This is a genomic window from Cellulosimicrobium sp. SJTW-1 (assembly GCF_047716875.1).
GTDB lineage: Bacteria > Actinomycetota > Actinomycetes > Actinomycetales > Cellulomonadaceae > Cellulosimicrobium > Cellulosimicrobium funkei.
The window spans coordinates 88,611-110,659 of the sequence record NZ_CP136680.1 but is presented as its reverse complement, the minus strand read 5'-3'; the positions used below and the strand labels follow the sequence as shown (position 1 = coordinate 110,659).

Annotated in this window: 23 protein-coding genes; 5 read left to right on the top strand and 18 right to left on the bottom strand. The window is 76.7% G+C overall.

The annotated features are described in order from the left end of the window. Positions 1–145: 145 nt before the first annotated feature. The 14 genes from RSE42_RS00530 to RSE42_RS00465 form a co-directional block, all read right to left on the bottom strand. On the bottom strand, positions 146–1,588 hold the full coding sequence (locus RSE42_RS00530; protein ID WP_415297614.1) for a hypothetical protein: 1,443 nt from the start codon (positions 1,586–1,588) through the stop codon (positions 146–148). Continuing rightward, complete coding sequence (locus RSE42_RS00525; protein WP_415297613.1) at positions 1,585–2,283, bottom strand: 4'-phosphopantetheinyl transferase family protein; 699 nt, start codon at positions 2,281–2,283, stop codon at positions 1,585–1,587. The genes RSE42_RS00530 and RSE42_RS00525 overlap by 4 nt, the downstream gene beginning before the upstream one ends. Then, on the bottom strand, positions 2,280–2,978 hold the full coding sequence (locus RSE42_RS00520; RefSeq protein WP_157446545.1) for an HAD-IA family hydrolase: 699 nt from the start codon (positions 2,976–2,978) through the stop codon (positions 2,280–2,282). Before RSE42_RS00520 ends, RSE42_RS00525 begins: the two co-directional genes overlap by 4 nt. Further along, the gene (locus tag RSE42_RS00515) at positions 2,975–5,032 is read right to left on the bottom strand and encodes a hypothetical protein (RefSeq protein WP_415297612.1); all 2,058 of its coding nucleotides are present in this window, start codon (positions 5,030–5,032) and stop codon (positions 2,975–2,977) included. The genes RSE42_RS00520 and RSE42_RS00515 overlap by 4 nt, the downstream gene beginning before the upstream one ends. Beyond that, complete coding sequence (locus RSE42_RS00510) at positions 5,029–6,516, bottom strand: MATE family efflux transporter (protein ID WP_415297611.1); 1,488 nt, start codon at positions 6,514–6,516, stop codon at positions 5,029–5,031. Before RSE42_RS00510 ends, RSE42_RS00515 begins: the two co-directional genes overlap by 4 nt. Then, positions 6,500–7,564: an acyl-CoA dehydrogenase family protein gene (locus RSE42_RS00505; protein ID WP_415297610.1), complete on the bottom strand. Its 1,065-nt coding sequence runs from the start codon at positions 7,562–7,564 to the stop codon at positions 6,500–6,502. Before RSE42_RS00505 ends, RSE42_RS00510 begins: the two co-directional genes overlap by 17 nt. Further along, the gene (locus RSE42_RS00500) at positions 7,561–8,331 is read right to left on the bottom strand and encodes an acyl-CoA dehydrogenase family protein (RefSeq protein ID WP_415297609.1); all 771 of its coding nucleotides are present in this window, start codon (positions 8,329–8,331) and stop codon (positions 7,561–7,563) included. The genes RSE42_RS00505 and RSE42_RS00500 overlap by 4 nt, the downstream gene beginning before the upstream one ends. Next, positions 8,328–9,287, bottom strand: a complete 960-nt coding sequence (locus RSE42_RS00495; RefSeq protein WP_415297608.1) for a hypothetical protein — start codon at positions 9,285–9,287, stop codon at positions 8,328–8,330. The genes RSE42_RS00500 and RSE42_RS00495 overlap by 4 nt, the downstream gene beginning before the upstream one ends. A gap of 43 nt (positions 9,288–9,330) precedes the next feature. After that, positions 9,331–9,615 carry an acyl carrier protein gene (locus RSE42_RS00490; RefSeq protein ID WP_061268877.1) on the bottom strand — a complete coding sequence of 95 codons (285 nt, stop codon included), beginning with the start codon at positions 9,613–9,615 and terminating at the stop codon, positions 9,331–9,333. 73 nt (positions 9,616–9,688) lie between these two features. Then, positions 9,689–11,008 carry a type III PLP-dependent enzyme gene (locus RSE42_RS00485; RefSeq protein ID WP_171467178.1) on the bottom strand — a complete coding sequence of 440 codons (1,320 nt, stop codon included), beginning with the start codon at positions 11,006–11,008 and terminating at the stop codon, positions 9,689–9,691. Next, positions 11,005–12,462, bottom strand: coding sequence for an ATP-grasp domain-containing protein (locus tag RSE42_RS00480; RefSeq protein WP_171467177.1), 1,458 nt, complete (start codon positions 12,460–12,462; stop codon positions 11,005–11,007). The genes RSE42_RS00485 and RSE42_RS00480 overlap by 4 nt, the downstream gene beginning before the upstream one ends. Beyond that, on the bottom strand, positions 12,459–13,490 hold the full coding sequence (locus RSE42_RS00475; RefSeq protein ID WP_415297607.1) for a 3-oxoacyl-[acyl-carrier-protein] synthase III C-terminal domain-containing protein: 1,032 nt from the start codon (positions 13,488–13,490) through the stop codon (positions 12,459–12,461). Before RSE42_RS00475 ends, RSE42_RS00480 begins: the two co-directional genes overlap by 4 nt. Further along, positions 13,487–13,753, bottom strand: a complete 267-nt coding sequence (locus RSE42_RS00470) for an acyl carrier protein (protein ID WP_415297606.1) — start codon at positions 13,751–13,753, stop codon at positions 13,487–13,489. The genes RSE42_RS00475 and RSE42_RS00470 overlap by 4 nt, the downstream gene beginning before the upstream one ends. Further along, entirely contained in the window at positions 13,750–15,570 is a 1,821-nt protein-coding gene (locus tag RSE42_RS00465) for a fatty acyl-AMP ligase (RefSeq protein WP_415297605.1), read from the bottom strand. Before RSE42_RS00465 ends, RSE42_RS00470 begins: the two co-directional genes overlap by 4 nt. A 229-nt stretch (positions 15,571–15,799) precedes the next feature. Between RSE42_RS00465 and RSE42_RS00460 the strand changes: the two genes are divergently transcribed. Then, positions 15,800–16,456, top strand: a complete 657-nt coding sequence (locus RSE42_RS00460; RefSeq protein WP_391513369.1) for a helix-turn-helix transcriptional regulator — start codon at positions 15,800–15,802, stop codon at positions 16,454–16,456. A 130-nt stretch (positions 16,457–16,586) separates the two neighbouring features. Here the strand turns inward: RSE42_RS00460 and RSE42_RS00455 are convergent, their stop codons facing one another. After that, entirely contained in the window at positions 16,587–17,117 is a 531-nt protein-coding gene (locus RSE42_RS00455; protein ID WP_085386928.1) for a hypothetical protein, read from the bottom strand. Positions 17,118–17,274: 157 nt separating this feature from the next. Continuing rightward, complete coding sequence (locus RSE42_RS00450) at positions 17,275–17,694, bottom strand: VOC family protein (protein WP_415297604.1); 420 nt, start codon at positions 17,692–17,694, stop codon at positions 17,275–17,277. A 61-nt stretch (positions 17,695–17,755) separates the two neighbouring features. Between RSE42_RS00450 and RSE42_RS00445 the strand changes: the two genes are divergently transcribed. Continuing rightward, entirely contained in the window at positions 17,756–18,385 is a 630-nt protein-coding gene (locus RSE42_RS00445; protein ID WP_415297603.1) for a putative glycolipid-binding domain-containing protein, read from the top strand. A 102-nt stretch (positions 18,386–18,487) separates the two neighbouring features. Here the strand turns inward: RSE42_RS00445 and arfB are convergent, their stop codons facing one another. Next, positions 18,488–18,925, bottom strand: coding sequence for an alternative ribosome rescue aminoacyl-tRNA hydrolase ArfB (gene arfB / locus RSE42_RS00440; RefSeq protein ID WP_043657909.1), 438 nt, complete (start codon positions 18,923–18,925; stop codon positions 18,488–18,490). Between the two features lie 256 nt (positions 18,926–19,181). Between arfB and RSE42_RS00435 the strand changes: the two genes are divergently transcribed. Then, the gene (locus tag RSE42_RS00435) at positions 19,182–19,805 is read left to right on the top strand and encodes a superoxide dismutase (protein WP_074804415.1); all 624 of its coding nucleotides are present in this window, start codon (positions 19,182–19,184) and stop codon (positions 19,803–19,805) included. A 129-nt stretch (positions 19,806–19,934) separates the two neighbouring features. Here RSE42_RS00435 and RSE42_RS00430 read toward each other — a convergent pair whose 3' ends face one another. Next, the gene (locus RSE42_RS00430) at positions 19,935–20,645 is read right to left on the bottom strand and encodes a metal-dependent transcriptional regulator (protein WP_415297602.1); all 711 of its coding nucleotides are present in this window, start codon (positions 20,643–20,645) and stop codon (positions 19,935–19,937) included. 118 nt (positions 20,646–20,763) lie between these two features. Between RSE42_RS00430 and RSE42_RS00425 the strand changes: the two genes are divergently transcribed. Next, the gene (locus RSE42_RS00425; protein ID WP_415297601.1) at positions 20,764–21,108 is read left to right on the top strand and encodes a PadR family transcriptional regulator; all 345 of its coding nucleotides are present in this window, start codon (positions 20,764–20,766) and stop codon (positions 21,106–21,108) included. Continuing rightward, entirely contained in the window at positions 21,105–22,049 is a 945-nt protein-coding gene (locus tag RSE42_RS00420) for a permease prefix domain 1-containing protein (RefSeq protein ID WP_415297600.1), read from the top strand. The genes RSE42_RS00425 and RSE42_RS00420 overlap by 4 nt, the downstream gene beginning before the upstream one ends.

Genomic DNA, 22,049 nt, shown 5'->3' with positions numbered 1-22,049 from the left:
TACTCCTCCGATATGTCGGTTTCCCTTGCGGACGTGAACACTCCCAGGGTCCGGGACTTCTCGCACGCGCTGGCGCCGTCTCATCCGCACCCCGTTGCGGACGTCACACCGCCCGACGCGCGGGGCGCAGCCCTCGCTGCCCTGGTCAGGGGGCGCGCGGGGCGGCAGGCCGAGGGGCGCGTCGAGGCGACGACGGGGTCGGGGCCCGGGACGCCGCCAGGACCGTGCGCTCGACGTCTCGCACCACGGACGCCGCGGTCGCGTCGTCGAGGCGCGCCGCGTCCGCCGTTAGCACGACGTCGACGCCGCCGTCCGGCGCGTCCACGAGGTGCAGCGTGAGCGTGACGCCGCCCTGCTCGTCGGACGCGTCGGCGCGCGCCAGCCGCCGCGACCGCGTGGGTCGTGCGCGCAGCGTCCGGTCGGGCCCGGTGCCGCGCCGGTCGTTGTACCAGCAGGTCCCGTCGTGCGCGGTCGTCGGGTCGGCGGCGGCCTCGCGTCGGAGCAGGTCCTTGTCGCAGTACGCCGAGCGGTACGCCGTCATCGCGGCCCGCCAGACGCGCGGCCCGACCTCCTCGAACGGGGCGTCGAGGCCGTCGACGTGGAGCAGCCCCTCCATCGCCGTCGTCACGACGGCGTCCGCGAGCGTCGGCCGGAACCGGTTGCTCACCATGACCTGGAGCGCGAGGTCGTCCCGGCCCGCGGCGGTGGCCAGCGCCCGGCACGACGCCGCGAGCAGCACCCCGGACGTGCTCGTGCGCCACCGGGCGGCCACGCGCTCCGCGGCGGGCCCGAGGCGGAGCGAGCGCAGGACGGTCTGCCGGTAGCGCGGCCGCGCGGCGGCCTCCGCGCCTCCCGCGCCTCCGTCCTCCGTGCCTTCGTCTCCTCTGCCCTCGCGGACGGCGCTCCCGCTGTCCGGGCCCTCGCCGTCGGCGCTCCCTCGCGGGAAGACGACGACGGGCGCCGCCCGCATCGTGCGCAGGGTGCGTGCTCGGGCGGCGGCGTCGTGCCGGCGGCCGTCGTGCGACGTCTGCCAGGCCGCCTCGTCGAGCGGCGTCCACGCGGCCCGCTCCGGCGGGGCGCTCCCCGCGGCGAGGGCCGTGAGGTCGGCGTCGAGCACGGGCAGGCCCCAGCCGTCGAGGGCCGTGTGCGCGACGACGAGCACGGTGTGGTGCACCGCGCCGTCGACGGTCACGAGACCGGCGCGCACGGGCAGGTCCGTCGCGTAGTCGAACCTGCGGCCCCAGAGCTCGTGACGCATGCGCGCGCCGCGCACGGCGACGGCGGCGAGGTCGTCGACGCGCTCCTCGACCACCTCGACCGTCCCGACGCCGCAGAGCTCCTGGGCGAAGCCGTCGCCCCGCACGTGGATCCGCGTCCGCAGGGAGTCGTGGCGCTCGACGAGCGCCCGCACCACCTCGACCGCCGCGGCGGTGGGCAGCGGTCGGTCGAGCGGACCGCCCCACACGAGGTTGAACTGGTGGTCCTGCGGCGCGAGCGCCGCGAGGGCCCGCCGGATGGCGGTCTGCCCCCATGTGGCGGGCCCCTCGCCCGCGCTCCCGCGGACCTCGACCCGGTGCACGACCCTCATCGGGCCCCCTCCCCTGCGGCGACCGGTCGTGGCACGCGGACCGGGCGGTCGCGCTGCTCCCCCGGCCACGCCCGGACGCGGCACACGTGCGGGCGCGCGCCCGGCGTCGCGCACGCGGCGACGGCTCCGTCCGGGGCCGGCACGTCGGACACCCACCACTCCTGCCCGCGCCACGCGCCGTCGTCGGCCCGCACGAGCCCCGGGGCCGCGACGTCGAGGCCGAGCACGTCGAGCAGGCGCCCGCCGACCGCCTTGGCGCACGCCTCCAGGCGCGCGAGGCGACGCCAGTCGTCGGTGGCTCCCGCGGTCCGGGCCGCGGGGCCGAGGTAGCGCGCCGCGACGCGGGCGACGTCCACGCGGGGGTCGCGCACCTGCACGTCGACGCCCACGTCGTCGGCGGCGAGCGCGACGAGCGCGTGCCCCCCGCTCCGGCTGAGGTTCCACCGCTGCCCGACGACGGGCCCCGGCTTCCCGTGCGGCCCCACCTCCCACCGGACGTCCGCGGGTGCCAGGCCCGCGCGCCGCGCGAGGATCGCGCGGGCGGCGACGTGGGCGTGCACGTACCGGGAGGCGTCGGCGGCGACCGCGAACCGCCGGGACCGCGCCCGTTCCGCCGCGCCCAGCAGGGTGTCGCTGCCGAGCACGGGGACCGTCGTGTCGACGTACCAGGCCTCGACGTCGAGGACTCCGCTCATGCCACGACCTCCAGGCTCGCGACGCGCAGGGGACGGTCGGCCCGCACGAGGACCTCCAGCCCGCCGCGCAGGGGTCGTGCCGTCACCGGCCGCAGGTCCGGCACGCGGTGGTGCGCCCCCGGCACGGGCTCGGGCCCGACGGCGAGCACGGCCGCCGTCGCCCCACGCCCAGCCGCGACGCCCGCCGCCGAGTCCTCGAGCACGAGGCACCGCCGCGGGTCGACCCCGAGCAGCCGGGCCCCGGCGCGGAAGCCCTCGGGGTCGGGCTTCCCGCGCGTCACGTCCTCCGAGCACACGAGGCGCCCAGGCACCGGCAGCCCCGCCGCGGTGAGGCGCGCGAGCGCGACCTCGCGCGCCGCCGACGTCACGACCGTCCACGTGCGGGCGTCCAGACCGGCGAGCAGCTCGGCCGCGCCCGGCACGGCGACGACGCCCTCGGTGTCGTCGCACGAGAGGCGGTGCAGCCACGCGGCCTCGCGCGCGACGTCGGCACCCGGCGCGACGAGGCGGACGACCTCGACGTCGCGCCGCCCGTGCGACGCGGCGACGACGGCCGCGCCGTCGAGCCCGAGGCGGGCGGCCCACGCGAGCGTGTGGCGCTCGATCGCGGCGGACGAGTCGACGAGCGTGCCGTCGAGGTCGAGCAGCAGCGCGTCGCCGCGCCACCGCCACACGCCCGCAGGGCCGCCGCTCACAGCAGCTCCGCCGCGCGCGCGGACCGCGCCGCGGCGTACCGGTCGGCGTACTCCTGCGCGGCGCCCGTCGCGTGCTGGAGGCCGAGCGGCGCGCGGCACGGGCGGCCGAGCGGCTCGCCCACCGCGCGGGCCACGACGGGCAGGCCGGGCGCCTCGTCCGCGAGCGCCACGAGGAGGTCGGCGGCGTCGAGCCGCTCCCCGCCCGCGGCCGACGCGCGGCGTGCCGCCCACAGCCCGCGCGAGACGTGCCGTCCGCCCGGCACGAGGCCGAGGAACCCCCGCACCTCCAGCCGCTCGCACGCGAGGACCTCCACCGTCGCCCGGGCGTCCTTGGTCCGCCCGTCGCCGTGCACGGGGTCGGGGCCGCCAGGCGCCGGGTGAGGGCGGCCCGTCCCGTCGCCCGCGGAGGACACGGTCTCGTCCGACCCGACGGCGGTCGCCGCTACGCCGTGCTCGGCCACGACGCCGTGCTCGTCCACGACGTCCTGCTCGTCCGCCACGAGGTGCTCGGCCGCGCCGTCGAGGTCGCCGTGCGCGGCGTGGTCGGCGACGGCGTCCGCGGCCTGCGCACCGCACGACGCGCAGCCGTGCACGACGACCCGGACTGGCACCGCAGGACCGGCCGCGCGGCAGACGACGACCGCGTCCCGCTCGGCCAGGACCCGCACCGCGTCGAGCGCGGCCGGGTCGAGCCGGTCGTCGCGAGCGGGCAGGTCGGAGCTGTCGTCGCGAGCGGCCGGGTCGAGCCGGTCGTCGCCAGCGGTCGGGCCGCGACGGTCGTCGCGTGCGGCCGGGTCGGGCCGGTCTCCGCGCGCGCCGGGGCCGGGCCGGGCGGGCCCCGCGGGGGACGCGCCGCCCGCCGTGGCGTCCCGCGCCGTGGCCGCCCAGGTCGCGCCCGCGGCGAGCGCGTCGAGACCGAACGCGACGAGCTCGTCGACGCGGCTCTCGGGGCGGTCGGCGGGGAGCAGCCCCGAGAGCACCCACGTCCGCACCGCGGCCGCCCGGTGCGCCGTCGTCCCGGGGCCGGCGGGCGGTGGCCAGGCGGTCCGCGCGACGTCGGACCCGAGCAGCCAGCACGCCGCGCCGAGCTCGACGAGCGCGGCGGGCGCGACGCCCCCCAGCCGCGGGCAGACCCCTGCGGCGAGCGCCGCGACGTCGTGCGCGACCGCCGCCGGGTGGACGCCGAGCCACCCCGCCCAGGCGTCCCAGGCCCACCCGAACGGGTGCTCGAGCGGCTCGCCCGCCGTGGGGCGCAGCACGCGCAGCGTGCAGCGCGACCGTTCGAGCGTGACGGCGACCGGCCGCAGGGTCGCCGGGACGCGCGCCGGCGTGCGCTCCGGCCCGGGCCGGTCCCACGCGTCCGGGTCGACGACGTCGTCCGCCGGGACGGTGGCGTGCCGGGCGCCGTGCGCGTCGTTGCCCGCGAGGCTGGGGCCGTCGCCGTGCTCGAGCAGGTGCGGCAGCGTCGCGACGACCGGGTACCGCTCGCGCGCGCAGAACGTCACGACGGCCTCGTCGTCGTCGCGCGCGTCGTCGGGCAGGGTCGCGAGGTGCGCGGCGAGCCGTCGGGCGCCGTCGGCGGGGAGCACGAGGCCGAGCGTCGGCACCCACTCGTCGTGGCCGAGCGGCGCCCAGGCCTGGCCCGCGGCCGCGGCGGCGCGCACGAGGTAGGCGTTGCGCGGGCTGTTCCAGTTCGAGTACAGCGCGACGGCGTGCCGCGGGCGGGCCCGCACCGCGCGCCGGACGAGCTCGGCGAAGCCCGCGACGGGCGCGACGTCGTCCTGGAGCACGAGGTGGTGCGTCGCGCCGGGCGCGACGGCGGCCCAGGCGCGCTTCGCGGTGCGCAGCGGGCTGGGCGGACCGTCCGGGTCGGGGTCCTCCACGACGCGGACGTCCAGCGGGGCGCACGCGCGCACGAGGGCGGACACGTCGCCCCGCGCCGGGTGGTGCATGACGACGACGCTCAGCACCGGGTCGCGGACCTCGCCCCGCGCGGCGGTCACCCGCCCCGGCCCGGGCTCCCCGGCGCGCGCGACCGCGGGCCCGGCCGTCACGGCGCGACCTGCCGCGCTCTGCCGCCGCCCGCGCGTCGTCGCACGAGACGCACCGCGACGGGGAGCAGGACGGTCAGCCCGACGACGTTCGCCACCGCGATCGTCGCGTACAGCGCGGTCGGCCCGCCGCCCGCCCGCGCGAGCGCCCCGCCGACCCCGAGCGACACCGCGTGGTAGAGCACGTTGAGCGTCACGGCGACGCGCCCGTACCCGAGCTGTTCGAGCAGCGTCACGAGGTACAGCACGAGGCCCACGCCCGCGTACGACGGCCCGACGACCCGCAGGTACAGCGCCGCCTGCGCGGCGACCTCCGGGTCGGCGGAGAGCTGCCCCGCGAGCAGGGGCGCCGCCGCGAGCACGAGGGCGCCCACGACGACGTACGTCCCCGCGACCACGACCGTCCCGGCGCGGAACGTGCGCGGGAGGAGGCCGAGCGCACCTGCGCCCCACTGCTGGTTCATGACGATGCTCACCGCGGCCGCGAGGCCGATGGCCGGCACGACGACGAGCGTCTGGACCGTCGCGGCGCCGCCGAACCCGGCGACGACGTCGGTCCCCGAGGGCCCGAGCACCCACACCATGACGAGGTTCGTCACGGTGAGCAGGAGGTAGGACAGACCGACCGGCAGGCCGACGCCGAGGAGGAGCGCGCGCACGTCGACGCCCCGGTGGTCCGCCGCGCCCGGTCGCGCGGCGCCGCGCATCCGTCGTCCCGGGGGCGGGAGGAGGCGTGCGCGCACGAGGAGGGCCCACGCGACGCCCGCGCCGACGAGGGTCGACCCGGCGATCGCGACCGGGACGGCGAGGACGCCGAACCCGCCGACCAGCCCGACGAGCCACACGACGAGCACCTGGAGCCCCGCGACGAGCAGCGCCACGGTCGCCGACGCGCCCGTGCGGCCCCAGCCGCGCAGCGCGGCGGCCGCCACCGCCGTCGGCACGGACAGGACGCTCGCGAGCACCGTCCAGCGCGCGAACGCCACGAACTCCGCGACGAGCGGGCCCGGCACGGAGAGCACGGTCGCGAGCGCCGGGGCGGCGAGGACGACGAGAAGAGCCACGGCGCCGAGCACCGCACCGCCCGCGGCGACGAACCGCCCCAGGAGCGCCGCCGTCGCGGACGACGGCACGTCGTCCCGGCCGCGCGCGCCACGCAGGCGCGCGAACCCGACCTGCGTCGAGACGTCGAGACCCTCCTGGACGGCGAGGACGAGGAACGTCACGGGGATGAACAGCGAGCGCACGTACAGGGCGTCGTCGCCCATGTGGCCGAGGAGCGCCGCGACGACGAGCTGCGCGAGCGCCCCGACGACGAGCGCGGCGCAGATCGGGCCCGCGAGCCGCAGGACGCGCCGGCGCAGCTCCGCGACCGACGGCGCCGACGCGCCCGGCAGCCCCGACCCGCCCGGAAGCGCGGCGTCAGGTTCGAGCCCGGGGACGGGCAGGGCCGGTGCCGTTCCCGCCTCCCTAGACGAGCTCGACATGCCGTGCCCTGCCCTGCAGCCAGCCCTGGGCGAGCGTGAGCCGCTGGACGGTCCGCGTGCCCTCCATCATCTCGAGGCCGGGCACGTCGCGGACGAGCTTGTCGAGGTACGGGTGCTCCCACCGCGCGCCGGGGCCGAGCAGCGCGGGCACCGTGCGCGTGACCTCCTCCGCGAGGTCCAGCGCCGTGGCCTTCGCCGCCGCGGGCAGCGTCCCGTCCGCCGGGTCGGCGTCGGCGCCGCGCGCCGCCTCGAGCACGAGGGCCCGGGCCGCGTGGAGACGGTCGTCGAAGGTCTCGAGCAGCCGGCGCTCGTCGGCCCGGAACGACGACCGCTCGGCCCGCACGTAGTCGAGGGCCGCCTGCGTGACGCCCACGGCCAGCGCCGCGACGACGGGGCGGAGCCGGTTGAACGTGCGGACCGCGCCGAGGAGCCCGCGGCGCGACGGCGAGAGGTGCCGGCCCAGGCTGTCCTCCGGGCGGAGCGGCACGTCGCGGAACCGGACCTCGCCGAGCTGCACGGCCCGCATGCCCGTCGTCACGAGCGGCGCGGCGTCGAAGCCCGGGCGCGCGGTGTCGACGAGGTAGACCCCGACCCCGAGCGGGCCGGGGCGGTGCCGCGCGAACACGACGCCGAGGCTCGCCCGGGCGACGTTGCCGACGTACTTCTTGTGGCCGCGCAGGACGCCTCCCGCGGCCACCTCGGTCTCGAGCGCGGCGGCGTCCGAGCCGCGGTCGGGCTCGGTGAGCCCGAAGAACGTCCACGTGCGCGGCGCCCCGACGACGACGGACGCGTCGCCCCACGCGAGCGTCTCCGCGACGACGGCGCGCTCGACGCACGTCCGCACGAGCACGGGCACGCCCCGCACGCGCAGCGGGTCGTCGAGATAGCCGGGCGGGAAGCCGCCGAGCTGCCGGTACGGCAGGACGCCGGCGTCGAGGAGCGCGTGCAGCGCGCCCGGGTCGGCGTCGACCGCGAGCGCGCGCTCGCGGAGCGCGACGGCCACGGGGCGCAGGTGGTCCCGGAGCGCCAGGAGGTCGACGGTGGTCATGCGTCCTGCCCTTCCCCGCCGCCGGTCGTCCCGGTCGGCAGCGTCCCGCTCGCGTGGCCGAGCAGGTCGATCGTCCGGGCCAGCCGGGCCGCGTCGCCGTCGACGAACCCCGAGGCGCCGAACAGGTTGTGGACGGCGCGCGACGTGCGGTCGAGCACCGCGGTGACGCGCACGAGCGTCGTGGCGGGCACCGGCCCGTCGTCGGCCTGCTCCCCGGGCTCCGCGGTCACGCGCGCCAGCAGCGCCTGCGCCTCCAGGTGCGCGAGCGCCGCGTCCGCGAGGACGAGGCGGACCGGCGGCAGGTTCACCGTCGCCGTGCCGCCGATGCTCCGGCCGCGCAGCCGGTCGACCGCACGGTCGGCCAGCCGTTCGCACAGGCCCGTCCGCGCCCACGCGACCCCGACGCGCCACGCGGCGTCCGCCGCACGGCCACCCCGGTCGTCCACCGGTCCGGACGCCGCCGCGCGCCAGGCGAGCAGCGGGCCCGCGTCCGTCACCACCTCGCCCAGCAGCACCGACCCGGGCGGCGGGGCGACGTCGTCGGGCAGCAGGACGCACTCCCCCGGCAGCGCCGCGACCGGCAGCACCGCGGCGAGCGCGACGAGCGCGGCGACCGCGCCCTGCTCGCGCGCGACGTCGCGCACCCCGGCGATCCCGGTGACCCGGGCGGCCCCGGCCCCCGAGGTCGCAGCACCCCCCGCAGCGCCCGGCGCCGCGACGCCGGCGCTCACCGTGCCCGCGTCCCGCGAGACGACCCCCGCGCTCATGCGAGCACCGCCTCGCGGGCGCGGCCGCCGGCCTCCGGGTCCGTCGCTGCCGACCGCGGACCGAGGGCGAGCGAGCAGCGGTAGCCGAGCTCGACGCACCGCTCGTGCAGCACGACGGGCGCGTCCGGGGCGTCGTCGTCCGCGAGCACCTCCCAGACGCCCGTCGCCGCGGCCCCGGGGTCGGCGTGCCGCACGACGTCGCCGTCGAGCAGGGGCACGTCGGCCGGGTCCACGTCGACACCGAGGACGACGCGCCGGACGTCCGGGCCCGCCTCGCGGGGCGCGTCGGACGAACTCGCCGACGCGCCGGGGCCCGCGGGGCGCGGACCCCGCGGGGCGCGCGCGACCGACAGGTCCTCGACGGGCCGCCCCGCGCCGTCGCGCGCGACGACGAGCGCCACCACGCGGTCCCGCGCCGGGACGCGCGTCGCGGTGGGCGGGAGCGTGCACTGCTCGAGGACGAGCACGACGGCCGTCCCTGCGCGCCCGGCATCGCCCGGCCCGCCGACCGGCCCGCCTCCCGGTCCGCCGCGCGACCCGACAACGGGCCCGCCGTCGGCGAGCAGCTCGCCCGCGAGCCGCAGCGCGGTGAACGGGCCCGCGAGCCCCTGCTCCGTGACGCAGAAGGTGGACGGGCCGCCGTCGAACAGGTCCGCGACGAACCCGCCGAGGAGCCGTTCGTGCTGGAGGTCGGGCGTCGTCACGACGAGCACGACGAGGCGCACGTCGTCGAGCAGGCCGCGCCCGTCGAGCGCCGCGCGCGCCGCGCGGATCATCGTCGGGTAGTCGCGGCCCGGCCCGTCCTCGAGCCAGTCCGTCGGCTGGTCCTCGCCGTAGACGTACCGCAGGTCCTCCGCGACCGACCGCCGCGTCCCGTCCCCGACGGGCGCGAGGTCGTCGACCGGCACGTCCACGACGGCCCGCACCCGCAGCGCGTCCTCGCGCGGATCCGACACCGGCGAGGCTCCGGGCCCCGCACCGCTGCCCCCGAGCGGCACGTCAGTTCCGGGTCGAGTGCTCGACGACGAAGTCGGTCAGCGAGCCGACCGTCTCGAGGTGGTGCTGCTCGAGCGACTCCGGGTCGACCTCCATGTCGAGCGAGTCCTCGAGGGCCATGAGCAGGCCGAGGACGCTCGTGGAGTCGAGGTCGAGGTCGTCGAACAGGCGCGTCGCCGCGGTCACGTCAGGCAGCGGTCGCCCGAGGACGCTCGACAGGGCCTCGACGACGGCCCCGACGACGCGCTCGCGGCCGAGGGCCTCCTGCGGCTCGGTGCTGGTACTCACGATGGTTCCTCCGGGTGGTGGGTCGGCGCCCGCGGGGCGGGCGGTGGCTGGACGACGGCGGACGGGCGGTGGGTCAGGGGACGGCGCCGACGGCGACGGGCTCGACCCGCGCACCGAGGTCGTGGAACACCTGGCGCGCGAGGAGGTCGTCGGGCGTGTCCGCGTGCCGGACGAGGAACGTCTCGTCGCCCAGCGTGAGCACCTCGGCCGGGTACCCGTGGCTGAGGAAGTGCACCGGCGACGCCGTCGCGCCGTACGCGCCGGAGCGGTCCACCGCGACGAGGTCGCCCGGCGCGAGGTCGGCCGGGAGCGGCACGGCCTTGCCGATCGTGTCGTTGGGGGTGCAGAGCGGGCCCGTCACGTTCCACGCGACGTCCTCGGCGGTCGAGGCGGTCCCCACGCGACGCATCGGGAAGTTGCGCTTGACGAACGACCCGATACCGACGGCCGCCATGTGGTGGTTCGTGCCGCCGTCGGCCACGGCGAACCGCTCGCCCATCGACTCCTTGACGTACCGCACGCGCGCGACGTACGTGCCGCAGAGCGCCACGAGGTAGCGGCCGAGCTCCATGACGAGGTCGGTCCGGGGGTGGCGCTGCACGAACGCCTCGACGACGGGGTTGAGCGCCGCGGTGAGGACCTCGACGTCGAGGTCGCGCTCGCGCTCGAAGTACGCGACGCCCAGGCCGCCGCCGACGTCGACGAGCTCGAGCGGGAACCGCAGGCGCTCCGCGAGCCGTTCGGCGAGCTCGAAGATCCGCGTCGTGTTCTCGACGATCGTGCCCTCGTCGAGGATCCGCGTCCCCATGTACACCTGGACGCCCACGACGCGGGCCGCGGCGAGGCCGTCGCACAGGTCGGGCGCGTCGAGGAGCTGCTGCTCGTCGATGCCGAACTGGCGCGGCTTGCCGCCCATGGTGAGCCCGGAGCCCTTGACCGAGAACGACGGGTTGACGCGCAGCACGACGCGCGCGGGCCGTCCCACCGCCTGCGCGAGCTCGTCCACGAGCGCGAGCTCGGGGAGCGACTCGACGATGATCGCGCGCACGCCCGTGTTGAGGCACGAGACGAGCTCGTCCCGGCTCTTGCCGGGACCGAGGAACAGGACGTCCTGCGGTGCGACGCCCGCGGCGAGCGCGGTGCGCAGCTCGGCGAGCGACGACACCTCGGCGTTCGCGCCGAGCGCGTGCAGCAGCCCGCAGACGCTGACGTTCGGGTTCGCCTTGAGCGAGTAGAAGATCCCCAGCGCGGGGTGCAGCCGCTCGCGCAGCGCCCGGTAGTTCGCGGCGAGCACGTCGCCGTCGTACACGTACACGGGGGTCCCGTACCGCTCCGCGACCGCGGCGAGGTCCGCGCTCCCGGGCGTCGTCGGCCGGGTCGGGGTCGTGGTCATCGGGCGTCTCCTTGGGTGGGGCGGGCGGTGGGCCGCGAGGCCAGCCGCTCCGTCACGGCGCGGTCGAGGCGGGTCAGGGTGTCCTCGTCGGGCGCGACGAGGAGGCCGTGGAGCCGGCCCGCGAACGTCGTGCCCGGCGTCGGCCCGGACGCGCCCGACGCCCCCGCGTTGACCGTGCCGGTCCCCTGGACCACGAGGCCCGCCTCGCCGGGGGCGCCGGGCAGCAGGTCGCCGAGCAGGTCGTGGAGCGCCGCGAACGGGAGCGGCGCGTCGAGCACCAGCGGGTACTGGCGCGCGAGCGCGACCCACCCGTCGGGCTGGAACCGCTCCTGGAGCGGGACGGTGTACGTCGACATGTTGCTGCGCGCGTTGATCTCGAGCACGGGCAGGAGCCGGCCGTCGGTGCGCACGAGCGCGTCGACCCCGACGAGGCCGTGGAAGCCGTCGGCCGCGAGCCGCGCGCCGAGGCGGCCCGACAGCTCGGCCAGCGCGTCGACCTGCTCCGCCGGCAGGCGCGACGGGATGCGGTGGCCCTTGTGGACGCCGCCCTCCGTGATCGCCTCCTTGACGAAGTCGAACGCGACCGAGCCGTCCCGCGCGACGGTGAAGTGGTAGTTGAGGTCCGTCGCCTTGTCGGCCCACACCTCCACCACGACGGCGAGGCGGTCGTCGCCCGAGCGCGCGGCCCGGCGCGCGACCATGCGCACGAGCTGGTCGAGCCGGCGCGGGTCGTCGACGACGAGGATCCCCTTCCCGGAGACGCCGTACGCGTCCTTGACGCCGACGGTCGCGCCGTCCGCGACGAGCCGCGCGGCCTCGGCGCACGCACGCTCGAAGTCCTCGACGGTGCGGCACGCCCAGCCACGCGCCTGCTCCACGCCCAGCTCGTCGCACAGCCCGCGGCTGTAGACCTTGCTGTTGACGGTCTTGGTCGTCGCCGCGTCGGGGAGCACCGAGCGCAGGCCCGTCGCCGTCGCGAGGTCCTCCTCGGCCGACGACGTCCCGTGCGCGAGGAGCCGCACGCCGTCCGCCGCGAGCTCCCCCAGGCGCGCGAGCAGCGCGGGCGAGTCGAGCGCGTCGAGCGTCACCGTGCGCAGCGGGTCGCTCGACCCGGCGACGTGCACCGTGGGGAGCCCGACGCCGAGCGCGTCCAGGTGCGCGAGGTGGTCGGGGTCCGGCTCGGCCTTGAGCACGACGTGGTCGCGCGGGCCCGCGAGGAGCAGCGCGAGCTCGTCCATGCGGTGGACGAGCGCCGCCGTCGCCGACGCGCCACCGACGGCGGGCAGGCCGACCTCCCCGGCCGCCCACGCGTCCTCGACCTCGACGTTCCCCAGCAGGACGAGCGGCGCGTCGGGCGCGCCCGCGAGCGCGCGCTTCGTCCGCGCGAGGAACGGCTCGCGGCCGGCCGCCGTGGTGGTCTGCGGGGCGGTCCCCGTCACCTGGTCGACCGTCATGCCTGCTCCTTCGTGTCGTGGGCCGCGGCGCCGTCGGAGTCCTCGGAGAGCCCGGAGCCCTCCGAGGCCTCGTGGCGCAGGACCATGGCGGAGAACGTGGCGCCCAGCCCGACGGCGACCATGAGGAACGGGTCGCCGGGCCGCAGCCGGCCCTCGGCGCGCGCGGCCGCGTAGCCGATGAACGAGTCCGCCCCGAAGCAGTGCCCGGTCACCGGGACGTCGTCCAGCCGGACGCGCGCGAGCGGGAGGCCGAGCCGCGTGCACAGCCGCCGCCAGGACACGCGGTTGACGTTGTGCGGCAGGACCAGCGCGAGGTCGTCCAGCGTGAGGCCCGCGCGCCCGACGGCCTCCAGCACGACCTCGGCGAGCACCTCGGTGTACGCGACGCCGAACGGGCCCGCGAGGTCCTCGGGGAGCGGCACCTGGTGGTACTCGCCCAGCGTGCGGGTCGCGTAGGCGAGGACGGGGCTGCCCGACGCGGGCCCGTCGGCGGACGAGCCTGCCGCGCCCGACGCCGCGACGAGGCACGCCGCCGTGCCCTCGCCCATGATCGTCGTGCCCTCGATGAGCCGGGAGCCCGGGCTGAACGCCTTCTCGCCCGTGAGCACGAGCGCGAGCGCGTCCGGGTCGCCGTCCGACGCGAGGAGACGCCCCGCGAGGTCGACCGCGAGCAGCGCCGACGCGCACGCGTGCTGGGTGAGCGTCCACACGACCGCGTGGTCCAGACCCAGGCGCGTCGCGGCGTCGTGCAGGGGGTTCACCCCGACCGGGGCGACCGTCGCGATGGTCCGCGCCCCCAGCACGTACCGGACGCGGTGCTCGTTGCCCGCGAGCCCGGGCACCGCGCGCGCCGCGGCGACGAGCAGGTCGGTGAGGGTCTGCCCCGGCGCCGTGCACACCTCGCGCAGCCCGAAGAACCGCTCGAACACGCCGAGCTCGAGGTGGTCGAGGCCGAGCTCGTCGGCGAGGTCGCGGATCGGCACGCGCGTCGCGGGCACGTGGGCGCCGACGTCGACGAGGGTCGTCATGCCGCCGTCCCGGGGACGTCGACGACGCTGCGCAGGTGCGCCGCGAGCGCGCGGGGCGTCGGGTTGTCGACGACGGCCTCCGGGTCGAGGTCGACGCCGAGGACGTCCTCCAGGTCGCCGAGCAGCGCCAGCACCTGGACCGAGCCGAGGCCGAGCCCGGCGAGGTCGGCCCCCGCGTCCACGTCGGCGGGGGCGACGCCGAGCGCGGTGGCGACGTGGCGCAGCACGAGGTCGTCGAAGGCGTCGGGGCGGGGTGCGGTCATGGTCGGGTCCCTGCGAGCTCGGGGTGCGCGCGGTCCCGGGCCGCGCGCAGGGAGTGGAGCGCGGCCAGGTCGCCCCGGCCGTGCAGGTCACGCGCCCGGCCGCGCTGGATCTTGCCGCTCGTGGTCCGCGGCACCTGGCCGGGACGCACGAGGACGACGTCGTGCACCGCGGCGCCCGAGACCGTCGCGAGGTGGGCCGCCATCTGCCGGACGACGGCGTCCAGCTCCTCCTCGGCGCTCGCCGCCCCGCCCGCCCGGGCGCCCGGCGTGGGGCGGAACTCCTGGACCGCGCACAGCGTTCCCGGTCGGCCGTCCGCCTCGAACACCGCGCCCGGGCGGCCCTCGGCCCCGGGGTGCAGGCGGCGCAGCTCGCGCTCCAGGTCGTACGGGTAGAGGTTGCGCCCCGCGACGATGAGGAGCTCCTTGATGCGGCCCGTGACGACGAGCTGGCCGCCGTGCAGGGCCCCCAGGTCGCCGGTCCGCAGCCACGGGCCCGTGCCGTCCGCGGCGACGGCGCCGAAGGTCTCCGCCGTCGCGGACGCCGCCGCGTCGCCCCAGTACCCGGCCGCGACGCTGCCGCCGCGCAGCCAGACCTCGCCGACCGCGCCGTCCGGCACGGTGGCGCCCTCGCCGTCCACGACCCGCAGCTCTACCCCGCTCGGCACGCCGCAGCACACGAGGCGCGCGCCCGGCCCCTCGACCGCCGCAGCGTCGGGGAGGGCGGACAGGTACGTCGCCTCCTCCGTCACGACCAGGCGGCCGTCGGCGAGCGCCGTCTCGTCCGCCGTGACGACGAGCGGGAGCCGCCTGTCGGGGTACGTGGCCGTCAGCGTCGCCTCCGCGAGGCCGTAGCCCGGGCCGTGCGCGGACCCGCGGAAGCCCACGGGCTCGAACCGGCGCGTGAACGCGTCGAGGACGGCCGGGTCGACCGGCTCGGCGCCGCCGAGCGCCCAGCGCAGGCGGGACAGGTCGAGCTCGGCGAGCTGGTCGTCGCGCACGCGCCGCGCGCACTGGTCGTAGCCGAAGTTCGGCGACGCCGTGACGGTCGCCCCCGTCTCGGTGATGGCGGAGAGCCAGCGGACAGGGCGCTTGAGGAACGACGTCGAGGGCACGACGACCGCCGTCGCCCCGAGGCCGAGCGGCACGAGCAGCATCCCGACGAGGCCGAAGTCGTGGTACCCCGGGAGCCAGCTGCAGAAGACGTCGTCCGGGACGAGGCCGAGCGTCGTGGTGAAGGCGTCGTGGTGGTGCAGCACGTTCGCGTGCGTGACCACGACGCCCTTGGGGCTGCTCGTGGACCCGGAGGTGTACTGGAGGAACGCGACGTCCTGCGGACCGGGGCGGTCCCGCCGCGCCGCGCCGTCCGTCGCGCCGTCGACCACGGTGACGACGACCGGGCCGCCGTCGGCGCGCTGCAGCGGCTCGGCCCACTCCGTCGTCTCGGTCGCCGCGGTCGGGTCGACGAGCACCACCGCGGCGTCGCAGTCCGCGAGCATGCCCCGCACGCGCTCGCGCTGGTACGCCTGCCCGCCCGGGAGGGGCGACGGGACGGGGACCAGCCCGGCGGAGAAGCACGCGAGGAGCCCGACGACGAACGACGCGGTGGCGGAGTAGAGGACCAGGGCCCGGTCGCCCGGCTGGTGCAGGGACGCGAGCCGCCCCGCGAGCGCCGCCGCCTGCGCGTCGAGCTCGGCGTAGGTGAGCGTCCGACGCTCCCCCACCTCCGGCACGACGACGACCGCGGGGTGGTCCGGGCGCTCGCGCACATGGTCGCGGACGAGGTCCACGAGAGTCCGGTCGTCCGGCAGCACGCCCACGTCGCCCCCTGCTCGCCGGCGCCGGGACCGTCCCGACGCACGCGGACGCCAGGAAGCACACGCCCCACCCCGGCGGTCCGGGGGAAGCCTCGCAGCGGTTGCTCGCGGTGTAAACAAATTCACGTGGCCGGAAGAGGACAAATGCCTTCTCTCGACCGCAACCCGTCACATCGGTCCGCACCGCGGGACGGCCCGGGACCGTTGCCGGGGTCGACTACAGTCACACGGCGTGACCTCGACGGAGCGGGACCCGGTCCTCGGGGCCCGCCGTTCCGCGCGGGCCCTCGCGCTGCGCCGCGCGCACGACGTGCTCGTCCTCGACGACGGCAGCGAGGCCTGCCCGGAGCCCCTGTGGCTCCGGGTCCGCGAGCGCGCCCGCCACGCCGCACGCCTCCGCGTCGTGATGCTCGGTGCGGGTCGCGAGGAGGGCACGGCCGGCGCGCCCGCGCAGGACGGCGGCCCCGGTCGTGCAACGGGTCGGCCCGGTGACGTGAGCGGCGGCGCCCCCGCGGTCGAGCGACGGGTCGCGACCTCCCTCCCGGTGTCGCTCGTCGCCCTCGACGACACCGTCGTGCTCGTGGCGCGCCCCGGGCGCACGCGCGCCGTGACCGACCGCGACGCCGTCGCCGCGCTGCGCGCCCTCGCCGAGTCCGAGTGGGACCGCGCACGGCCCGACGGCGACGCCCTCGCCCCGAGCGAGGACACGCTGCTGCGGCTGCTCGCCGAGGGCAAGACCGACACCGCCGTCGCCGTCCGGCTCGGCGTCTCGCCCCGCACCGTGCGCCGTCACGCCGCCGGCCTCATGGGGCGGCTCGGCGCCACCAGCCGGTTCGAGGCCGGCGTCCGGGCCGCGCAGCGCGGCTGGATCCGGATGACCGACCGCTGACGAGACCGTTGCCCGCCGGGGCGCCCGCCACTATCCTGGGACGAGCCCGTCGCGCTGAGCGTCGGGAAGTGGACCCGAGACCCGTCCGGATGGTCGTGGCGCTCGGGTCTCGCGCTGTCCGGGCTCGGTGCTAGAGATCGACGACCCGGCTCACCACGGGCTCGCACCGCTGGCGCCAAGAGGTGCCCCTCGCCCACGCCCAGGCGATCGCGTCGGGCAGCGCGAGCAGCGGTTCGGCGGTCGCGCTCTCGTGCCGGTACGCCAGACTCTCCGAGCACCCCGCGGCTCGGGTGGCCTCGATCAGGTGCCTGCGGTCGCGCTGGACCAGGCTCTCGTCCCGCTCGAGGCACAGGTGCGTGCGCCGGTCGCGGGCGATGTCCTCGACGAGGGCGCGCAGGCACCTCTCGCGCCGTTCGAGCTCCGTCCTGTACGCGCCTCCTGCCCGGTAGACCGTCACCTCCGGGGCCAGTCCCACGAACGCCTCGAGGATCTTCCGGCGACGCGCGTCGCTCTCCCTCTTCATGTGGATGCGTGGCTGGCGGGGCATCGTGAGGTCGCGGACGACCCGTCGCGCCGTGTTCATCGAGCCGGGCAGCACGACGGCCGCGACGAGCAGGTACTCCCGTGCCTTGCTCTCGTCGACGAACACCTGACCGACCACGTGGCCACCCTCCCCCTGCGACGACCCGAGGGTACGCGCCGGGGTGCGACACCGGGACCGCCCGGCGACGACCGCCCGTCGCGGGAAGCGATCAGCGGCCTCGGGGACGACGTCGCGCGAGCGGGAAGGACGGCCCGCCCCGTGTCAGCGCGGGCGCTCAGCGCGCCGCGTCCGCCGCGACCTGGGCGTCGCTGCGCAGGATGCAGAACTCGTTGCCCTCGGGGTCGGCGAGGACGACCCAGCCGCCGCCGTCGGGCGTGCGACGGTCGGCGACCTGGGCCGCGCCGAGCGCGAGCAGGCGCTCGACCTCTTCCTCGCGCGACCCGTCGGTGGGCCGCAGGTCGAGGTGGACGCGGTTCTTCAGCTGCTTGTCGTCGGGCACCTCGACGAACAGGACGTGCCCACGGCTCTCGGCGGGCGTCGTCGCGTCGGACGGCGGGACGATCATGCACTCCTCGTGGCCGGGGAGGTTCGGGTCGCCGGGCACGTCGGTGTACCCGAGGACCTGGGCCCAGAAGACGGACTGCGCGTAGGCGTCCCGCGCGTCGAACGTGGTGTGGGAGATACGAGAGGTCATGGCGCGACCCTGCCACGCGCTCGCCGCGCGGGCACCGGCTTTTCGGCCCACACTGACCGGCGTGAGCCCACGGACGAGGCACGTCGCATGGACCGGCTGGGACGACGACCCCGACCGCCTCGAGGCGGCGACGGTCACCGTCCGCGGCGACCGCCTGGCCGCATTCGGCACGTCGCGTGCCACCACCTACGCGACCGCGTGGGCGCTGCGCACCGGGCCGGGCTGGGTCACGGAGCACCTCGACGTGTCGGTGCGGGGCCTCGGGTGGTCGCGGCACCTCGACCTCGTCCGGATGCCCGACGGCGCGTGGCGGGCCGACGCGCGCGAGGCGGGGACGCCGCCGTCGGGCCTGGCCGCGCCCGGCGTGGAGGACCCGGCCACGCTCGACGGGGCGCTGGACTGCGACATCGCGCTCTGCCCGGTGACGAACACGATGCCGATCCTGCGGCTCGGGCTGCTCGGGGACGACCCGCCGGCGCACGAGACGCACCTCGTGATGGCCTGGGTCGAGGTGCCGTCGTTGCGCGTCCTGCGCAGCGACCAGGTCTACGCGGCGCGCGAGCCGCTCGACCCCGCGACCGGGCAGGGCGTCGTCACGTACACGAGCGCGACGCGGGACTTCACGGCCGACCTCACCGTCGACGCCGACGGTCTCGTCGTGGACTACCCGGAGCTCGCGCGCCGCCTCTGACCCCGCCGACCACGAGGTTGCTGTCGCTCTCACGTCGAGAACGACAGCAGGGTCGTGCTCGACCGGGAGCAGGGTCGTGGTCGGTGAGGCGTGCCCGCCCGGTCAGTCGTGCGGGGGGCGGCGCAGGCGCTTGACGTCGGTCCGCCGCTTCTTGGCGGCGATCCGCCGCTCGACGGACCCGCGCGTGGGCCGCGTCGCCCGCCGCGACGGCCCGGGCGGCGCCACGGCGGCCGCCAGCAGGGCGGCGAGCCGGGTGCGCGCCGCCTCGCGGTTGCGCCGCTGCTCCCGGTGCTCGGACGCCGCGACCGTGACGACGCCCCCGACGACGCGGCGACCCAGCCGGTCCAGCAGGCGCGCGCGCTGGGCGTCGGTGAGGACCGCCGACCGGGCGACGTCCCACGACAGCTCGACCCGCGAGTCCGTCGTGTTGACGCCCTGCCCGCCGGGGCCGGACGAGCGCGAGAACCGCCACGACAGCTCCGCCTCGGGGACGACCAGTGCGGTCGTCACGCGCAGGCCGGTGCGGGCGTCGTCGGGCATCCGTCCATCGTGCCCGACGAGGACCCCCCCAGCCCAACGGATTCGGACCCCGGCCCCCTGGCCGACCACCGTCCGTCGAGCACGGGTCGAGCGACCGGAAAGGGGCCCTCCCGGTCGCGGACCGCGTGCTCGGCGCTGCCGTTCGACGGGCGGGACGACCCGTCCGACCTGCAAGATCACAGCGCGCCCTCCTTGACCTCAACCGTGGTCGAGGTCCTAGCGTGGCTGCATACCGACGGAAGGAACCTGAGGAACCATGCCTGTCTACACTCTCCCCGAGCTGTCCTACGACTACGGTGCGCTCGAGCCGCACATCTCCGGGCGGATCATGGAGCTGCACCACTCCAAGCACCACCAGGCCTACGTCACCGGCGCGAACACCGCCCTGGAGAAGCTCGCCGAGGCCCGCGAGTCCGGCGACTTCGCCGCGATCAACCTCCACGAGAAGAACCTCGCGTTCAACCTCGGCGGCCACGTCAACCACTCCGCCTTCTGGACCAACCTCTCCCCCGAGGGCGGCGGCGAGCCCACCGGCGAGATCGGCGCCGCGATCGACGAGCACTTCGGCTCCTTCGACGCCTTCAAGAAGCAGTTCGCCGCCGTCGCCGCCGGCGTCCAGGGCTCCGGCTGGGCCATCCTCGCCTGGGACTCCATCGGCCAGAAGCTCATCACCGTCCAGCTCTACGACCAGCAGGGCAACCTCACCCTCGGCCTGACCCCCATCGTCCTGCTCGACGTCTGGGAGCACGCCTACTACCTCGACTACCAGAACGTGCGCGCCGACTACGTCACCGCCTGGTGGAACCTCGTCAACTGGTCCGACGCCGAGGCCCGCCTCCAGCGCGCCAAGACCCAGACCGCCGGGCTCATCGTCCCCTGACGACCCCGCCGCACGACACCCGGTCGGCGAGCACGACCCTGCTCCCCCACCACGACGAGGTTGGTCCCGCTATCCACCGCATAGCGGGACCAACCTCGTTCTCAGCGGCCGCCTCGGGCCACACGTCAGTCAGTCCGCGGTCACGAAGAGGTGGCGCGTGACGTCGTCGGGCAGGTCGAGGACGGTCAGGGCGCCCTCGCCCGACGCGGTGACGACGCCGTCGCCCACCGTGACCACGAGGGTCCGGTGCGGGAGCACGCCCGCCTCGGCGAACCGCGCGAGCAGCTCGACGTCGACCTGGATCGGCTCCGCGATGCGCTGGAGCACGACGCGCACCTCCGTGCCGGGCACCGCGGCGCGCGCGACGAGGTGGGCCCGCAGGGACACGACGCCCTGGAGGTAGCCGACCTCGGGCAGGTCCTCGCCCAGCTCGCGCAGGCCGGGGATGGGGTTGCCGTACGGGTCGTGCGCCGGGTGGTCGAGGAGCCCGACGAGGCGCCGCTCGACGAGGTCGCTCATCACGTGCTCCCAGCGGCAGGCCTCGGTGTGGACGTGCTCCCAGTCGAGCTTGATGACGTCGGTGAGCAGGCGCTCGGCGAGGCGGTGCTTGCGCATGACGCGCACCGCCGTCTGCTGGCCGAGGGCCGTGAGCTCGAGCTGGCGGTCCCCCCCGACGACGACGAGGCCGTCGCGCTCCATGCGCGCCACGGTCTGCGAGACCGTCGGCCCCGAGTGCCCGAGGCGCTCGGCGATCCGCGCGCGCAGCGGGGGGATCCCCTCCTCCTGCAGCTCGTAGATCGACTTCAGGTACATCTCGGTGGTGTCGATCAGGTCGGTCACTCGGCCTCCCGCGGCAGGTACGCACTCTTCTCTGGAACCATTCCAGTCTAGCGCCCTATCATCGACACGATGATGTGTCTCTTGCTTATACTGTGCGTCACACACTATGGTGTGTGACATGACCGATCCCGAGATCTACGCCGGGCACAGCCAGGAGGTGCGCCGCGGCTCCGTCGTCGTCGCGAGCCTGCTGCTGCTGCGCACGCCCGGCTACGGCTACGGGCTCCTCGAGGCGCTCGCCGCAGCGGGCGTCCCCGTCGACGCCAACACGCTCTACCCGCTCCTGCGCCGGCTCGAGAAGCAGGGCCTCCTCGTGAGCGAGTGGAACACCGACGAGGCGCGGCCGCGCAAGTTCTACCGCACCTCCCCCGCGGGCGAGCGCTTCGCCCGCGACCTGCTCGAAGAGTGGCTCGCGATCGCACGGAGCCTCCAGACCATCGACTCCCAGGAAGGCACGTCATGACGCTCACCGACCGCTACGTCGCCGCCACGCTGCGCCGCGTCCCCGCGAACCAGCACGCCGACCTCGAGCAGGAGCTCCGCACGTCCGTCGCCGACGCGGTCGAGGCCAAGGTCGAGGCCGGCGCCGACCCGGCCCGAGCCGAGACCGACGTCCTCAACGACCTCGGCGACCCCGACCGCCTCGCGGCCGACCTCGCCGGTCGCCCGCTGTACCTCATCGGGCCGACGCTCTACCTCGACTGGCTGCGCCTCCTCAAGGTGCTGCTCTGGGTCAGCCTCATCCCCGGGGCGATCGTGCTTACGACGGACCTCGTCGACGGCGGCCCCGTCGGGTCGGCCATCTGGAGCGGCATCTGGACGACCGCCTCGGTCGCCCTCCAGATCGCGTTCTGGACGACCCTCGTCTTCGTCCTGCTGGAGCGCTACGGCGCCCCGCGGAGCCGGGACGAGCTCACCGGCCCCTGGACGGTCGACCGCCTCCCGACCGAGCGCGCGCCCCGCGAGGTCACGCTCGTCGACACGGTCGTGTCGGTCGGCCTGCTCGTCCTGGTCGCCGCCGTGCTGCTCCTCCAGAACGTCGCGACCTACCGGGGCCCCGACGGCACCGCGGTCCCCGTGCTGCACCCCGACCTGTGGCCCGTCTGGACCGGCGTGCTCGTCGCGCTCGTCGCGGCCGAGATCGTCCTCACGATCCTCGTGTACGCACGCGGTCGGTGGACCATCGGGCTCGCCGCCGTCAACACGGTCATCGGGGCCCTGTTCGCCGGGGTGGTCGTGTGGCTCGCGAGCGCCGACCGCCTCGTGAACCCCGCGTTCCTCGAGGTCACGGGCGGCGACTCGCTCACGTGGCTCTCGAACGGGATCATCGCGGCGACCGTCGTCATCGCGGCCTGGGACGTCATCGACGTCTGGGTCAAGACCCTGCGTGGTCGTCGCGCCTAG

Excerpts from the sequence above, each read along its gene's own strand:
- RSE42_RS00475 (WP_415297607.1), bottom strand. The coding sequence starts at position 13,490 with ATGACGACCCTCGTCGACGTCGGCGCCCACGTGCCCGCGACGCGCGTG.
- RSE42_RS00525 (WP_415297613.1), bottom strand. The coding sequence starts at position 2,283 with ATGAGCGGAGTCCTCGACGTCGAGGCCTGGTACGTCGACACGACGGTC.
- arfB (WP_043657909.1), bottom strand. The coding sequence starts at position 18,925 with ATGCCCGACGACGCCCGCACCGGCCTGCGCGTGACGACCGCACTGGTC.
- RSE42_RS00435 (WP_074804415.1), top strand. The coding sequence starts at position 19,182 with ATGCCTGTCTACACTCTCCCCGAGCTGTCCTACGACTACGGTGCGCTC.
- RSE42_RS00425 (WP_415297601.1), top strand. The coding sequence starts at position 20,764 with ATGACCGATCCCGAGATCTACGCCGGGCACAGCCAGGAGGTGCGCCGC.
- RSE42_RS00510 (WP_415297611.1), bottom strand. The coding sequence starts at position 6,516 with ATGTCGAGCTCGTCTAGGGAGGCGGGAACGGCACCGGCCCTGCCCGTC.
- RSE42_RS00420 (WP_415297600.1), top strand. The coding sequence starts at position 21,105 with ATGACGCTCACCGACCGCTACGTCGCCGCCACGCTGCGCCGCGTCCCC.
- RSE42_RS00530 (WP_415297614.1), bottom strand. The coding sequence starts at position 1,588 with ATGAGGGTCGTGCACCGGGTCGAGGTCCGCGGGAGCGCGGGCGAGGGG.
- RSE42_RS00500 (WP_415297609.1), bottom strand. The coding sequence starts at position 8,331 with ATGAGCGCGGGGGTCGTCTCGCGGGACGCGGGCACGGTGAGCGCCGGC.
- RSE42_RS00505 (WP_415297610.1), bottom strand. The coding sequence starts at position 7,564 with ATGACCACCGTCGACCTCCTGGCGCTCCGGGACCACCTGCGCCCCGTG.
- RSE42_RS00450 (WP_415297604.1), bottom strand. The coding sequence starts at position 17,694 with ATGACCTCTCGTATCTCCCACACCACGTTCGACGCGCGGGACGCCTAC.
- RSE42_RS00480 (WP_171467177.1), bottom strand. The coding sequence starts at position 12,462 with ATGACGGTCGACCAGGTGACGGGGACCGCCCCGCAGACCACCACGGCG.
- RSE42_RS00485 (WP_171467178.1), bottom strand. The coding sequence starts at position 11,008 with ATGACCACGACCCCGACCCGGCCGACGACGCCCGGGAGCGCGGACCTC.
- RSE42_RS00470 (WP_415297606.1), bottom strand. The coding sequence starts at position 13,753 with ATGACCGCACCCCGCCCCGACGCCTTCGACGACCTCGTGCTGCGCCAC.